We start from the raw sequence: 13,811 nt of genomic DNA on the forward strand, positions 1-13,811 counted from the left end.
GTCCCATCCTGTCCCGGGGCGGGCGAGCACACCGACAGCTGTCGCGCACGCCCCCGGTCCTGGGGATACCCGCAACCGGTTCCGGCTGCGAACCTTGACCGTCGGCGCGTACAGGGACGTGCCACATCAGGACACGCACCGCGCCGGCGCTCGGCGCCCGCGGTGGTCGCACCACGAGCAGGGACACCACGCATGATCAGGGCACGAGCACGCTTCGCCGCGGCCGTCACCGCCGTCGCGATCGCGGCCGCGGGACTCGTCGCGGTGGCGGCGCCGGCGCAGGCCGCCACCTACACGAGCGCCGTCAAGGCCGGGACCACACTGCAGCCCGGCGACTCCGTCAACTCCACGAACGGGCAGTTCCGGCTCGTCCTGCAGGGTGACGGCAACCTCGTCGAGTACGGCATCGGCAACGTGGTGCTCTGGGCCTCCAACACGGCCAACCAGCCGGGGGCCACCGTCGTCGTCCAGAAGGACGGGTACCTGACGATGGTCCGGAACGGTCGGGTCGTGGCGCAGTGGGGATCGGGTGGCGGTGCCGCCAAGGACTTCGGCGTCCGGGCGGACGGTGAACTGCGCATGCGGAAGGTCGGCAACGGGATGTTCTGGCGCATCGCGACCTTCCAGAACCGCATCACCTCGGGCGGGACCCTCGCGGCCGGCACGACCCTCCGTGCGAGCGCCGCCTCGCCCCGCACGCTCGCGATGCAGGCCGACGGCAACCTCGTGCAGTACGTCAGCGGCACGGCGGTCTGGTCCTCGCAGACCTTCGGCAACCCGGGCGCCTACGCGGCGCTGCAGCCCGACGGCAACCTCGTCGTCTACTCGGCGGGCGGCCGTCGTGCACTCTGGTCGACGCGGACCTCCGGGAAGGGCCCGGCGCAGTTGCTCGTACAGGTCGACTCGAACGTCGTCCTCTACGGCTCCGCGGACACCCGCATCTGGTCGTCGCGTCCGGTGACGGGCCTGCTCTGGCCGGTGAAGACGACGCGCATCTCCGGCCGCTACGGCGACGACCGCGGTGCCGGCCACGTCCCGCGCTACCACCAGGGCACCGACGCGGTCGTGCCGGTCGGCACGCCGGTGTACTCGTCCGGGCGGGGCACGGTCACCTCGGTGGTCCGCAACCACGCCAGCTACGGCAACTACGTCGTCGTCACCTACGGGCTGACGACCGTGCTGACGGCGCACCTCAGCGAGATCGAGGTCACGCAGGGGCAGGTGGTCTCGGTCGGCAAGGAGATCGCGAAGTCGGGCAACACCGGGCAGTCGACGGGCCCGCACGTGCACGTCGAGACCCGGGTGAACGGCACGCTCAAGGACCCGCTGACGGTGCTGCACTTCCGCTGACCCGGTCCCGTCGGGCCGATCCTGCCGAGTCGGTCCCGCCGGGTCCCGGTCGTAGGGTGGAGGGGATGCCACATCCCACCGCCGAGGACGTCCTCGCCGCGTTCGCGCGCACCCCGGGTGACGTCGCCGCCGCGCGCCGGATCGCACGGCGCTTCGCCGACCTGGACCCGGGGGAGCGGTCGGCACTGCTGTGGAGCGACGACCCGGGTGGGCGGACCGTCGCGGTCGTCATGCTCGTCCAGGCCGCACGGCAGCACCCCGACGCGGACCTGACCGACGAGTTCCTGTCGGCGCTCCGGGCGGAACGCATCGACGACCCCGTGCTCGTCGACCTGGCCGCCGAGGAGCTCGTCGGCGTCCCGTTGCTCGGCGGGTCCACCGGGCCGCTGTACGCGCTCGCGAAGTCGGACGTGGCGCTCGTCCGGCGGGCCGCGGTCGTGGCCACCCTGGCGTTCGTGAAGCAGGGCGACGCGGAGGTCCCGCTCGGGCTGGCCGGGCGACTCGTCCGGGAGCGCGGCGAGGTGGTGCAGTCCGCCCTGGGGTGGGTGCTCCGCGAGACCGGCAAGCGGGCGTCCGAGGAGGCCCTGGTGGCGTTCCTCGACCGGCACGGGCGCGCCCTGAGCCGCGCGGCGCTCGAGACCGCGACCGAGCACCTCCCCGCTGCCGACCGGGACCGACTCCGCGCCTGAACCGGCCCGGTACCCGTCGCAGGAGCGCACCGCGCCGAACACGGTGCACCGGTCTCCGACAGGATGGACCGACGACGACAGGAGCCCTCTGGTGCACTCTCACGGCGGCATGCTCGGGACCTTCACCCTCATCGCCCTCACCCTGGCCGGCGCCGTGTACGTCGTCGGCGCGGCCGGACAGCGGCGTCGCGGCCAGCCGGCGTGGCCGATCCCCCGGACGGTCGCCTGGATCGCCGGGCTCGTGGCCGTGGCCGCGGTGCTCGTCGGACCACTCGGGCACGCCGGGAACCACGACCTCACCACGCACGTCCTCGGCCACGTCGTCATCGGCATGGTCGCGCCCGTGCTGCTCGTGCTCGGGTCCCCCGTGACGCTCGCCCGCCGGACGCTCGAACCGGTGCCGCTGCAGCGACTCGGACGACTCGCGGGCAACCCGCTGACCAAGGCGCTCGCGTTCCCGGTCGTCGCCGCGGTCCTCGCCGTCGGTGCGTCGTGGCTGCTGTACACCGGGCCCAACGCAGCCGAGTCCACCCGCGACCCGGGGCTGCACTCCGTCGTGATGATCGGGTTCCTGCTCGTCGGGCTGCTCCTCACCGCCGCGGTGGTCGGGGTGTCCGCGGGCATCCGCCGGAGCCCGCGCTGGCTCCGCATCGCCGTGCTCGCCCTGTCGACCGCCGTCCTCGGAGCCGAGGCGGTCCTGATGGCCGTCGACGGGGTCCCCGGCATCGCCGCCGACCAGGTGCCCTCGGCCGCTGCCGCGCTCGCCGCAGGCGCGGTGCTGTACGCCCTCGTGCTCGGCGCGGTCGTGGCCACCGAGCGTCGCCGCGACGAGCGTGCCGCCCGTGAGGAGCAGGACGTCCTGACGGCGCGCAGGACACGGCCGGCAGGACCCGTGCCGTCGACGGACCAGGTCCGCTCCGGTCAGCAGGTCTGACCCGCCCGTCCGGTGCGCTGACCGACCCACGCTGGGAGGCGCCACGCGGCGGAGGCGTACCGATGGACGGAGCGTGCCGGGCCTCCCGTCCGGCCCCGCCGCGACGAGAGGAGCGCACACATGCGCGCACTGACCTGGCAGGGCACCGAGAAGGTGTCCGTCGAGACCGTTCCCGACCCGACCATCCAGGAGCCGACCGACGCGATCGTCCGGATCACCTCCACGGCGATCTGCGGCTCCGACCTGCACCTGTACCGCGTCCTCGGCCCGTACATCGACAAGGGCGACGTCCTGGGCCACGAGCCGATGGGCATCGTCGAGGAGGTCGGTTCCGCCGTCACGAACCTCAAGGTCGGCGACCGCGTCGTCATCCCCTTCAACATCTCCTGCGGCCACTGCTACATGTGTGCGCGCGGGCTCCAGTCGCAGTGCGAGACCACGCAGGTGACCGAGTACGGCAGCGGTGCGTCCCTGTTCGGCTACACGAAGATGTACGGCCAGGTCCCCGGCGGCCAGGCCGAGTACCTCCGCGTGCCGCACGCCGACTACGGCCCCATCAAGGTGCCGCACACCGGCGCGGACGAGCAGTGGCTGTTCATGAGCGACATCATCCCGACCGCCTGGCAGGCCGTGCAGTACGCGGACGTCCCCGAGGGCGGCACGCTCGCGGTGCTCGGTCTCGGTCCGGTCGGCCAGTTCGCCGCCCGCATCGGCAAGCACCTGGGCTACCGCGTGCTCGCCGTCGAGCCGGAGCAGGTGCGTCGTGACCTCGCCGCGAAGTACGGCATCGAGACGTTCGACCTGTCGAAGGACCTCGTCGCCGAGCTCGTTGACCTGACCGACGGCCGCGGCCCGGACGCCGTCGTCGACGGCGTCGGCATGGAGGCGCACGGCAACCCCGCCGCCGGGTTCGCCCAGCGCGCCGCCGGCCTGCTGCCCGACAAGCTCGCGCAGAAGGCCATCGAGACCGCGGGTGTCGACCGCCTCGACGCCGTGCACACCGCGATCGACCTGGTCCGCCGCGGCGGCACCGTCTCGCTCTCGGGTGTCTACGGCGGCATGGCCGACCCGATGCCGATGATGACGCTGTTCGACAAGCAGATCACCATCCGCGAAGGCCAGTGCAACGTCCGCCGCTGGGTCGACGACCTCATGCCGCTCGTCGAGGACCCCTCCGACCCGCTCGGCACGCTCGACCTGACGACGCACAAGGTCTCGCTCGAGGACGCCCCGCACATGTACGAGGTCTTCCAGAAGAAGGAGGACGGCTGCATCAAGGTCGTCCTCGACCCGGCGCTGCCCGCGGGTTCCTCGGCCGCGGCATGACCAGGGTCGTCATCGTCGGCGCGACCGGGAACGTCGGGAGCGCGCTGCTCCGACGGTTCCGGGACGCCGGCGCGGACCTGGTCGGGGTCGCCCGGCGACTGCCCGACCTGCGGGCCGAGCCCTACGACGCCGCGCTCTGGCACACGGTCGACGTCGGCGCGGTCGACGCCGTGGACCGGCTGGCCGCCGTCTTCCGCGGCGCGGACGCCGTGGTGCACCTCGCCTGGGCGCTGCAGCCGACGCACGACATCCCGGCGCAGCACCGCACCGACGTCACCGGGACCGCGAACGTGCTCGCCGCCGTCGCCGCGGCCGGCGTGCCGCAGGTCGTCGTCGCCTCGTCCGTCGGCGCGTACCGCGGTGTGGACGTGGCCGGCAAGCACACCCCGGTGGACGAGAGCTGGCCCGCCGACGGCATCCCGACCGCCACGTACTCCGTCCACAAGGCCGAGAACGAGCGCGCGATGGACGTGTTCGAGCGCGAGCACCCGGACGTGGTCGTCACCCGGATGCGCCCGGGGCTCGTCTTCCAGCGGGACGCCGCGGCCGAGATCCGCGGGCTGTTCCTCGGCCACCTCGTGCCGATGCGCGCCGTCCGGTTGCTGCGGTTCGCCGTGCTGCCCCTGCCGTACCCCTTCGTGTTCCAGGCCGTGCACGCCGACGACCTCGCCGACGCCTTCTGGCGCGCGATCGACCGGACGGCCGGCGGCGCGTTCAACGTCGCCGCCGCGCCCGTGCTCACCCCGCCGCGGATGGCCCGGGTGCTCGGGATGCTCGGCGCGGTCCGCGTGCCCCTGCGGCTCGTGCGCGCGTTCGTGACACTGACCTGGCGGCTGCGCCTGCAGCCGACCGACGCGGGCTGGGTGGACATCGCGGCCGGCGTGCCGATCATGCGGACGGACCGTGCGCGCGAGGTGCTCGGTTGGGAGGCCCGGCACAGTGCCGAGGACGCCATGCGTGACCTGGTGGCGGGGTTCGCGGACGGTCACGGCGTGCCGGAGACGCCGCCGCTGCGCGGCTGAGGTCCGCCGGAGAGCGGACCGAGACCGAGCGGCACCGATCCGGACCGGCACGGATTCCGACTCGCACGGACACACGGGCGTCACGGTCCCCACCGACCGTGGCGCCCGTCGTCGTGCGGGGAGCGTGCAGTCAGGACGGACCGGCGGTCAGCGGGACGCCTCGTCCGACCCCGGTGTGGGTGCCGCGGTCGCCGCCTGCTCGTACAGGCCGGTCGCCAGGTCGTTGAGGACCGCGTGCAGGTCACCGCGGTGCCGGGTGTCGACGGCGCGGAGCATCGCGACGTAGCGACGGCGGTAGTCGCCGACGACCTCCTCGCCCGCAGGACGGAGGCGCAGCAGCGACCCGCGGCGGTCGTTCGGGTTCGGGGTCCGTTCGAGCAGACCGGCGGACGTCAGCCGGTCGATCAGGTTCGTCACGGCGCCGGAGGTCAGGCCCAGGAACCCGGCGACCTCGGTCGGGGTGGAGTACCCGGTGTCACTGACGAGGACCAGCGCACGCAGGCCGCTCTCGTGCACGCCGGCACGGGCGCTCAACTGCCCGACGAGGCTCGCGTTCGCGCGGACGACCGCGTCGAACGCGGCCATCAGGTCGGTCGCGCCGTCCTCGTCCTGTCCCGTCACCACCTGGTCCCGCCCCTCGCTCGTTGCGGAAGAGTACCGGGCCGACACGACCGTGCCGGACGCCGTCGCGCCTCCCGTCCTGCCGTGGCCCCCGCTCTGGGGGCGGACTCGGGCTTCCATCTGGCTCAACCGGTCATTATCTTGATCATCAAGCAATCACTCCTCCGAAGGATTGCACCCCCACATCGACCACCGAACATCGAGGTACCCCGTGTCCAACCCGCTCCGCACCTCCCCGCTGAAGCGCCTCCGCTTCGCCCCCGTTGCGCTCCTCGCGGGCATCTTCGCGGCCGTGCTCCTCTCCCTCTCGCTCACCGGCACCCTCTCCGGGTTCGCCGCGAGCATCACGAACAGCAGCAACACCGCCGCCAGCGGCACGCTGATCATGCAGGAGCAGAACGCCAACGCGTCGGTCACCTGTCTCAGCACCGACGGCGGCTCGGTCTCCACCAACTCGGCGACCTGCTCGACCATCAACAAGTTCGGTGGCAGCACGACGATGACCCCGGGCAACACGGTCAACACCCCGATCACCATCAAGAACACGGGCACCGCCGCCGCGAACACCTTCACGCTGACCCCCGGTGCGGCCTGCACGCAGACGGCGAACGGCACGTCGAACGGCACCGCGACCGACCTCTGCGCGAAGATGAACCTCGTCATCACCTCGGGCTCCACCACGGTCTTCTCCGGCACCCTCGCCAGCTTCAAGGGCGCCGCCGCGATCTCGCTGCCCACCGCTCCCGCCGCCGGTGCGAGCGTCCCCTTCAACTTCGCCGTCACGCTCGACTCCTCGGCCGGCAACACCTACCAGGGCCTCGCCGCCTCGGTCCCGATGACCTGGACCTTCACGGCCTGATCCGCCCCGCCCAGACCGGCGACGCTCGACCGACCCCCCTACGGTCGAGCGTCGCCATCACCCGTGACCGACACCGACCAGGACGGAGCAGCACATGAGCCAGACCTCGGCCATCCCGCTCAGCGGGACACTGCCGCGGCCGCTCCTGCGTGGGCGGGCGTTCAGCCGCTCCGAGTCCGTCCTCGCCTGGTCGGTCGCCGTCATCGCCGCGGTCCTCCTGACCGCCGCGATGCTGTTCCTCACCAACGGCGGCCGCTGGTTCGTCGTCGAGACGCCGTCGATGGGTGAAGCCGCCCCGGTCGGCACGCTCGTGCTCGACATGCCCGTGCAGGCCTCGTCGCTCCGCGTCGGCGACATCGTCTCGTACAGCGTCGCCGCGAACCCCGACGTCGTGTACACCCACCGGGTCATCGAGATCGACCCCGACGGCGGCATCCGCGCCCGGGGCGACGTGAACGGTGCCGCCGACCCGTGGACCCTGACCCAGGACGACCTGGTCGGCGCCCCGGTCCTGCTCGTCCCGCACCTGGGCTGGCTCTTCAAGGCCGCCCCGGTCCTCCTGGTCGGGACGCTCCTCATCTGGGGCCTGACCAGCGCCTTCACCGACCGGGTCACCCGGAGCAGCCTGCGCATCGCCGGCGGCTCGCTCACGGTCTCGTACGCAGCCTTCCTGCTCAAGCCCTTCGTCAACGTCACGACGATCTCGAACAGCACGTCCCCCGGCTCGGTCGAGGCGACCGTCGTCTCCTCCGGGATCTTCCCCGTCCGCGTCGACGCGGTCGGCGGCAACGCCGTGCACCTCGTCGACGGCGAGGTGGGGCGGGTCACCATCACCGAGCTCAACCGGCACGGTCACTACCAGCTCATGTCGAGCATCGACCTCAACCCGACGGGCTGGGCCCTGCTCGTCGCCGCCTGCCTGGTCCCGCTCGTCCTCTGCCTGGTGGTCGGACGCGTGCAGACGGTGCGGCCCTCGTGAACCCCGGTCGTCTCCGCGACGGCAAGGTCGTCGCGCTCCTGCTGGTCGTCGCACTCGCCGTCGTCCTCCTCGTCAACCAGTTCGCCCCGACCCGCTCGGGCTTCAGCGCGAAGGTGACGAACGGGTCGAACTCCGCCGGCACCGCGGCGTCGAACACCTGCACCGGTGCGGTCGGCTTCGACGCCACCGCCAGCAATGCCCTGTTCGCGTACAAGCTGACCGAGCCGTCCGGCTCGACGACCGCGGCCGACTTCTCCGGCAAGGGCGCGAACGGCACCTACCAGGGCGGGATGACCGCGAGCGCCCCGAGCCCGGTCGCCTGCCCCCGCGACCCCGGGACCGCGTGGCTCCTCGACGGAGCGTCCGACTTCCTCTCCACCCCCGCGGCGCAGCGGAACCCCGTGACCTTCAGCGAGGAGGTCTGGTTCCGCACCTCGGTGGCCGGCGGCCTGCTCATCGGCTTCGGCGGCAGCCAGGTCACCGTCTCCGGCCAGCACGACCGGCAGATCTACCTCAACACGAACGGGCAGCTCGTCTTCGGCGCCTACAACGGGGCCACGCAGGTGGTGACCTCGCCGAAGTCCTACAACGACGGCGCGTGGCACCACGTCGTCTCGACGATGTCCGCCACGACCGGCATGCGGTTGTACGTCGACGGCGCGCTCGTGGCCTCGAACGCGAACTACACGGCGCCGGAGAACTACACCGGGTACTGGCGCATCGGGTACGACACGATCTCCGGCTGGCCCGGAGCGCCGGCGAACCCGTACTTCACGGGTTCGATGCGGTTCGCTGCGGTCTACAACTCCGTGCTCACCGCGGCGCAGGTGAGCAGCCACTACGCCGCCGGGCGCTGACGCCGGGGTCGGCCGCGGACCGGCGTTCGACCGGGCCCGTCAGCGGGCGCAGGAGGTGCGGCCGAGTCCGAACAGCCGGATCGTGGTGATCCGCACGGTGGACGGCGACGTGGCCGTCCACGTGTCGGTGAGGTCGGTGCGCACGCTGATGGTCGACGTCTTCCAGACGAAGAAGTCCGACGCGCCCAGCGTGACGTCCCGCTCGCCCGCACCGGTGCTGATCCCGCTCGCGGCCCCGTCGACCAGGACGGTGAAGCGTTCGGGTGCGACCCCGGAGTAGGTCCATGCCACGTCGACCGCGGCGTTGCCGACGTTCGTGCAGGTGAGCCCGGTCACCGGGGTGGCGACCGCGGTGGTGATCGAACTGGCCCCGGTGGTCGTGGTCGCTGCGAAGGCAGCGGCCGCCGCGGGTGCGGGCAGTGCGACCCCGACGACGGCACACACCGTCGCCGCGACCACGACGGCCCGGGCGCGGGGGCGGCGCGGACGTGCGGCACGGTGACGGCCGTGGTGCGGGAGCCGGTCGGTCGGGTCGTCGGTGCGGGTGCGCACGGCGGGCACCACGGCGAACCCGGCGAGCACGACGATCCCGGCGGCCAGTGCGACGAGGGGCACGGTCCGGTGCTCTGCGGCCCAGACGACCGGGAGCCCGACGAGCGGGACACGCAGGTACCCGACCCCGACGACCGAGGACCGCGTGACGGCGGTCGAGTCCGCCTCCGGGTTCGCGTCGCCCTTCGTGACGAGCTCGCCGCGGGCGTCCACGTCGTGGAGGCGGTGCAGGCGCAGCACGCCGGCGTGGTCGGGGTCCGGGAAGAGCAGCACCTGACCCGCGCGGAGGTCGTGGGCCGGGACCGGCTTGCTCACGACGACGTCACCGGGCAGCAGGGTGGGCTGCATGGAGCCCGTCATCACGGTGGTGGTGTGCCACCCGAGTGCGAGCGGAGCGATGCCCCAGAACGCGACGCCCACGAGTGCCGCGATGACGCCACGAGCGGCGAGCACGACCGTGAACCGGAGCCACGACGACGAGCGCATGCCGATCCTCCTGTCCGGTGGGCGTGCGATGGTGGGCAGGGACTAGAGGTTCTGGGCTTCCCAGGTGAAGCCGAGGCTGGCGGTGGCGCCCATGAGGGTCGCGGGTGCGTCGGGGGAGACGGTGTACGTGATCTGGAAGGTCCGCGTCTCGGGCTTCGTGCCCGCGGTCTTCCACGTCCCGAGGCCGGACGCGTAGTCCTTCCGGGTCGACACGAAGGACGCGAGCGAGCCGTCGTAGAGGGTGCCGTCGGTCCCGGTCGCCGCCGTGAACCCGTCGCAGGTGCCGTAGCCGCCGCCAGCGCCCTGCTTGACCTGCAGGGTCACGGACGAGGCCAGGGCCTTGGTCTGGGTGACGTCCTTCGCGTACATGCGGACGGCGCTCGGCAGGCTGCCGCTCGAGGTCACCGCGATGCAGTTCGTGCCGGTGGACCCGGGCTTCAGGTTCGACGCGGAGAACAGCGCGCCGTTCGAGGCGTCGTTCGTCAACGCGACCGTGCCCATCGACCAGTTGTCGGCACCGTCGGACGAGGTCGCCGAGAAGGCCGAGTAGCTCGCCGTGGAGACGGCGACGCCGGCGGCGAGCAGCGCGGCGGGGATGACGGCGAAGGTGCCGAGGCGAGCGAGGGTGCGGGTAGGGCGACGCATTTCCGGGTTCCATCCTGATCGTGTCGCCTCGATTTTCGAGGCATCTGCGACTGTACGCCTCGATTTTCGAGTTTGTCAATCTTCGTGATGAACGGATGTCGACTATGCTCGGCACGTGACCGCACCTCCCCGGCGCCCCTCCACCGCCGACCTCGATCGACTCCTCGACGAGGCCGTGGCGACCTTCTACGGCGCACAGGTCGAGCACGCGCACCTCATGCAGCACCTCGCCGTCCGGCACGGTCTGAACCCGGTGGACCTCCGCGCGCTGCAGTTCCTCGGCGCGGTCGACGACGACCGCACGCCGAAGGAGCTCGGCGGGTACCTCGAGATGGGGACGGGGGCCGTGACCGCGCTCCTCGACCGGCTCACCCGGCAGGGACTGCTCGACCGCGTCCGGAACCCCGATGACCGGCGCAGCGTCCGGATCGAGCTCACGCTCGACGGGGTCGCGGTCCTCGGGTCCGTGCGGGCCGCGTACCGCCAGGTGCTCGAGGGCGCCGTTGCTCCCGAGTCCTTCGAGCTGTTCATCGACTTCACCGGGCGGATGGCTGACGCCCTGCGAGCAGCCGCCCGTCCGGACGATCCCGACGTCTGACGACCCCGGTGCACGACCCCGCGGTCGTCCGTCCGCGGCAGACTGGGGGCATGGCACGGAAGACCGGCGTCGCGGCGCCCCGCATCACCCTGACCGAACCGGCGGACCTCGAGCCGTGGTCGCCCGGAGCCGGGGACGTGCTGACCGGTGACCGGATCGACGGCAAGCGCATCGACGTGCTCGACGTGGCGGGGGAGCGGCTGCCCGACCTGGAGCTCGAGGAGTGCGTCGTCGGGACCCTCCGGGCCGACGGCGCCGACCTGCGCGGGCTCCGCATCCGGGACACCGTGGTCGAGGTGCTGGACGCCCCCGTGCTCCGCGCCCAGAGCGGTGCGTGGCGCGAGGTCCGGATCGCCGGCGGACGGATCGGGTCGGCCGAGCTGTACGACAGCTCGTTCAGCGCGGTGGAGTTCGTCGGCATGAAGCTCGGGTTCGTGAACCTCCGCGCGTCGGTCCTCACCGACGTGGTGTTCCGCGACTGCGTCATCGACGAGGTCGACATCGCGGACGCCCGGCTGCAGCGCGTGGCCTTCCCGGGCAGCACGATCCGGGAGGTCGCCGGGGCGGACACCCGCATCGAGGACGTGGACCTCCGCGACGCCGACCTCGACCGGGTGGAGCGGCTCGACGGGCTGCGCGGTGCGACGATCGGCGGCGAGCAGCTGTACACGCTCGCGCCGCTGCTCGCCGCACAGGCCGGGTACCGGGTCGAGTGACGGCCACCGAGGCATCCGCCCCGGCACTGCTGCTGCCCACCGACCTGCTCGGGCGGTGGGACCTGCACCGGACGGTGCACGACCGCCTCGCGGGGGTGTCGGGCACGGTGACCGGCTCCACCGAGCTGATGGCCGAGGACGACGGGTCCGTACGTTGGCACGAGGCGGGGACGATGGTCCTCGGTGCCACCGAGACGCCGGTGTGGCGCACCCTGTCCGTCCGTCGCGGCACCGGTGACCGGTGGCACGTGCACTTCGCCGACGGCCGGCCGTTCCACGACTGGGCGTGGGGTGACCGCGTCGAGCACGCCTGTGCGCCGGACGACTACACGGGCCTCCTCACCGGGACGCCCGAGCGGTGGCGGGTCCGGTGGGAGGCCCATGGCCCGGCCAAGGACCTGGTGCTCGACAGCGTGCTGACGCCGACGCGGTGACGCCGGTGCACCGCCGCAGCCGCAGCCACGCGGCCGGACCGATCAGCGCCGCAGTGCCGCCGCCACGTCCGCCTGCAGCAGGTCCCCGTGCACCGCGGCCCCGGTCTGCGTACCCGCTGCCGCCGAGCCGATGACCGTCAGCATCGCGTTCGCCACGTTGCCGGCCGCGTACACGCCGGGGACGTCGGTCTTCCCGAGCGCGTCGACGGCCAGGACCCGGCCGAACCGGGTCCCGTTGGCCTCCTGGTCCACCGGCGTCAGTCCGAGTCCCGCGGCCCAGTCGACCCGGGCCTCGACACGACTCGCGGCCGCCAGGGCGTCGAGTCCGACGACGGACCCGTCCGGCAGCTCCACGCCGCTGAGCCGGTCGCCGTCGGACAGCACTCGCGCGACGGGGGAGTGGACGACCGTGATCCCCCGTGCAGCGAAACCGGCGAGGACGGTGTCGTCGACGGCGCCCGGTTCGGCCACGAAGGCCGTCACGTCCTCGCTGAGGGCCCGGAACATCTGCACCTGGTGCGCTCCGGCCAGTGTCGTGACCAGGACGCCGATCCGTCGGTCGCGGACCTCCCACCCGTGGCAGAACGGGCAGTGCACGACCCCGCGGCCCCACTGCTCGGCCAGTCCGGGGACGTCCGGCAGCAGGTCGACGCCACCGCCGGTGATGACCACGCGGCGTGCTGCGACGACCTCGCCGCTGTCCAGGGTGAGCCGGAACCCGACCGGGTCGTCCTCGGTGACGGGCGCGGCGGACGCGGCCACGATCCTCCCGTCCGTGACGGTGACGCCGTAGCGGGCCACCTCCTCTCGGCCGACGCGGACGAGGTCGAGGGGTGCGGTGCCCTCCTGGCCCAGGTAGTTGTGGACGCCCTCGGCGGGGGCGTTGCGCGGTTCGCCCGCGTCGACGACGAGCACGGAGCGGCGCGAGCGCCCCAGGATGAGCGCTGCGGACAGGCCGGCGGCACCGCCGCCGACGACGATGACGTCATGGAGTTCGGACATGTGGGGATCCTCCGCCGAGCGGATCCTCCGCGGCAAGCTCCGTTGCCGGCATGGCAACATGGGGGCATGGCACACGCACGGGAGGCCCGACCCACGGAGCCGACGACTGCCGACGTCGTGGACGCGGTCGGCCCACGGCTCCGGGCGCTCCGCACGCGACGGGGCACCACCCTCGCCGCACTCGCGGAGCGCACCGGCATCTCGGTGAGCACCCTGTCCCGGCTGGAGTCCGGCCAGCGGAAGCCGACGCTCGAACTGCTGCTGCCGCTCGCCCGCGCGTACCAGGTGCCGCTCGACGACCTCGTCGGGGCACCGGCGACCGGGGACCCCCGGGTGCACCTCAAGCCCGAGCGGCACGGTCGCCGTGTCGTCATCCCGCTGACGAAGCGGACCGGGGGCGTGCGCTCGTTCAAGCAGCTCATCGAGCCGCACGACCACGGCTCGGACACGACGCTGAAGACCCACGAGGGCTACGAGTGGCTCTACGTGCTGTCCGGTCGGCTCCGACTGGCGCTCGGCGACGAGGTGTTCGACCTCGGCCCGGGCGAGGTCGTCGAGTTCGACACCCACACCCCGCACTGGGTCGGCAACGTGACCGACCAGGTCACCGAGGTGCTCTGCCTGTACGGGCCGCAGGGGGAGCGGGCGCACGTCCGGTCCAGCCCGCGGGCTGGCTGAGGGCACGGAAGCCGGACACGACGGCGGCGGCGAGCCGCAACGTCATCGCGTTGCGCCCCGCCG

16 protein-coding genes are annotated in these 13,811 nt (G+C 72.7%); 12 read left to right on the plus strand and 4 right to left on the minus strand.

The window, feature by feature from the left end; genetic code table 11:
- Positions 1 to 192 precede the first annotated feature (192 nt).
- The 5 genes from DEJ34_RS01245 (at position 193) to DEJ34_RS01265 (ending at position 5,321) form a co-directional block, all read left to right on the plus strand.
- Entirely contained in the window at positions 193 to 1,350 is a 1,158-nt protein-coding gene (locus tag DEJ34_RS01245) for a peptidoglycan DD-metalloendopeptidase family protein (RefSeq protein WP_110910675.1), read from the plus strand.
- A gap of 65 nt (positions 1,351 to 1,415) precedes the next feature.
- Positions 1,416 to 2,039 carry a DNA alkylation repair protein gene (locus DEJ34_RS01250; RefSeq protein WP_110891146.1) on the plus strand — a complete coding sequence of 208 codons (624 nt, stop codon included), beginning with the start codon at positions 1,416 to 1,418 and terminating at the stop codon, positions 2,037 to 2,039.
- Between the two features lie 91 nt (positions 2,040 to 2,130).
- On the plus strand, positions 2,131 to 2,973 hold the full coding sequence (locus DEJ34_RS01255; RefSeq protein ID WP_146236866.1) for a cytochrome c oxidase assembly protein: 843 nt from the start codon (positions 2,131 to 2,133) through the stop codon (positions 2,971 to 2,973).
- 120 nt (positions 2,974 to 3,093) lie between these two features.
- A complete protein-coding gene (locus DEJ34_RS01260; RefSeq protein WP_110901920.1) occupies positions 3,094 to 4,299 on the plus strand; it encodes a zinc-dependent alcohol dehydrogenase in 1,206 nt (401 codons plus the stop codon).
- Positions 4,296 to 5,321: an NAD-dependent epimerase/dehydratase family protein gene (locus DEJ34_RS01265; RefSeq protein ID WP_110910673.1), complete on the plus strand. Its 1,026-nt coding sequence runs from the start codon at positions 4,296 to 4,298 to the stop codon at positions 5,319 to 5,321. Before DEJ34_RS01260 ends, DEJ34_RS01265 begins: the two co-directional genes overlap by 4 nt.
- Positions 5,322 to 5,468: 147 nt before the next feature.
- Here the strand turns inward: DEJ34_RS01265 and DEJ34_RS01270 are convergent, their stop codons facing one another.
- A complete protein-coding gene (locus DEJ34_RS01270) occupies positions 5,469 to 5,942 on the minus strand; it encodes a MarR family winged helix-turn-helix transcriptional regulator (protein ID WP_284180696.1) in 474 nt (157 codons plus the stop codon).
- A 211-nt stretch (positions 5,943 to 6,153) separates the two neighbouring features.
- Between DEJ34_RS01270 and DEJ34_RS01275 the strand changes: the two genes are divergently transcribed.
- From DEJ34_RS01275 to DEJ34_RS01285, 3 genes are all read left to right on the plus strand, one after another.
- On the plus strand, positions 6,154 to 6,801 hold the full coding sequence (locus DEJ34_RS01275) for a COG1361 family protein (RefSeq protein ID WP_110910672.1): 648 nt from the start codon (positions 6,154 to 6,156) through the stop codon (positions 6,799 to 6,801).
- 94 nt (positions 6,802 to 6,895) lie between these two features.
- Positions 6,896 to 7,780, plus strand: a complete 885-nt coding sequence (locus tag DEJ34_RS01280; protein WP_110910671.1) for a S24/S26 family peptidase — start codon at positions 6,896 to 6,898, stop codon at positions 7,778 to 7,780.
- Entirely contained in the window at positions 7,777 to 8,637 is an 861-nt protein-coding gene (locus DEJ34_RS01285) for a LamG domain-containing protein (protein WP_110910670.1), read from the plus strand. Before DEJ34_RS01280 ends, DEJ34_RS01285 begins: the two co-directional genes overlap by 4 nt.
- A gap of 39 nt (positions 8,638 to 8,676) precedes the next feature.
- Here DEJ34_RS01285 and DEJ34_RS01290 read toward each other — a convergent pair whose 3' ends face one another.
- A complete protein-coding gene (locus DEJ34_RS01290; protein WP_110910669.1) occupies positions 8,677 to 9,675 on the minus strand; it encodes a signal peptidase I in 999 nt (332 codons plus the stop codon).
- Between the two features lie 42 nt (positions 9,676 to 9,717).
- Entirely contained in the window at positions 9,718 to 10,320 is a 603-nt protein-coding gene (locus tag DEJ34_RS01295; protein ID WP_110910668.1) for a hypothetical protein, read from the minus strand.
- A gap of 115 nt (positions 10,321 to 10,435) precedes the next feature.
- Between DEJ34_RS01295 and DEJ34_RS01300 the strand changes: the two genes are divergently transcribed.
- The 3 genes from DEJ34_RS01300 to DEJ34_RS01310 are packed head-to-tail and all read left to right on the plus strand — an operon-like array spanning position 10,436 to position 12,068.
- Entirely contained in the window at positions 10,436 to 10,918 is a 483-nt protein-coding gene (locus DEJ34_RS01300) for a MarR family winged helix-turn-helix transcriptional regulator (protein ID WP_258368174.1), read from the plus strand.
- Positions 10,919 to 10,968: 50 nt separating this feature from the next.
- Positions 10,969 to 11,634, plus strand: a complete 666-nt coding sequence (locus tag DEJ34_RS01305) for a pentapeptide repeat-containing protein (RefSeq protein ID WP_110901927.1) — start codon at positions 10,969 to 10,971, stop codon at positions 11,632 to 11,634.
- Entirely contained in the window at positions 11,631 to 12,068 is a 438-nt protein-coding gene (locus tag DEJ34_RS01310) for a DUF6314 family protein (protein WP_110910667.1), read from the plus strand. Before DEJ34_RS01305 ends, DEJ34_RS01310 begins: the two co-directional genes overlap by 4 nt.
- A gap of 42 nt (positions 12,069 to 12,110) precedes the next feature.
- Here the strand turns inward: DEJ34_RS01310 and DEJ34_RS01315 are convergent, their stop codons facing one another.
- Positions 12,111 to 13,070 carry an NAD(P)/FAD-dependent oxidoreductase gene (locus DEJ34_RS01315; protein WP_110910666.1) on the minus strand — a complete coding sequence of 320 codons (960 nt, stop codon included), beginning with the start codon at positions 13,068 to 13,070 and terminating at the stop codon, positions 12,111 to 12,113.
- A 66-nt stretch (positions 13,071 to 13,136) separates the two neighbouring features.
- Between DEJ34_RS01315 and DEJ34_RS01320 the strand changes: the two genes are divergently transcribed.
- A complete protein-coding gene (locus tag DEJ34_RS01320) occupies positions 13,137 to 13,748 on the plus strand; it encodes a helix-turn-helix domain-containing protein (RefSeq protein ID WP_110825571.1) in 612 nt (203 codons plus the stop codon).
- The last annotated feature ends 63 nt before the right edge of the window (positions 13,749 to 13,811 follow it).

Origin of the sequence: Curtobacterium sp. MCPF17_050, assembly GCF_003224435.2 — a bacterium.
Classification (GTDB): Bacteria; Actinomycetota; Actinomycetes; order Actinomycetales; family Microbacteriaceae; genus Curtobacterium.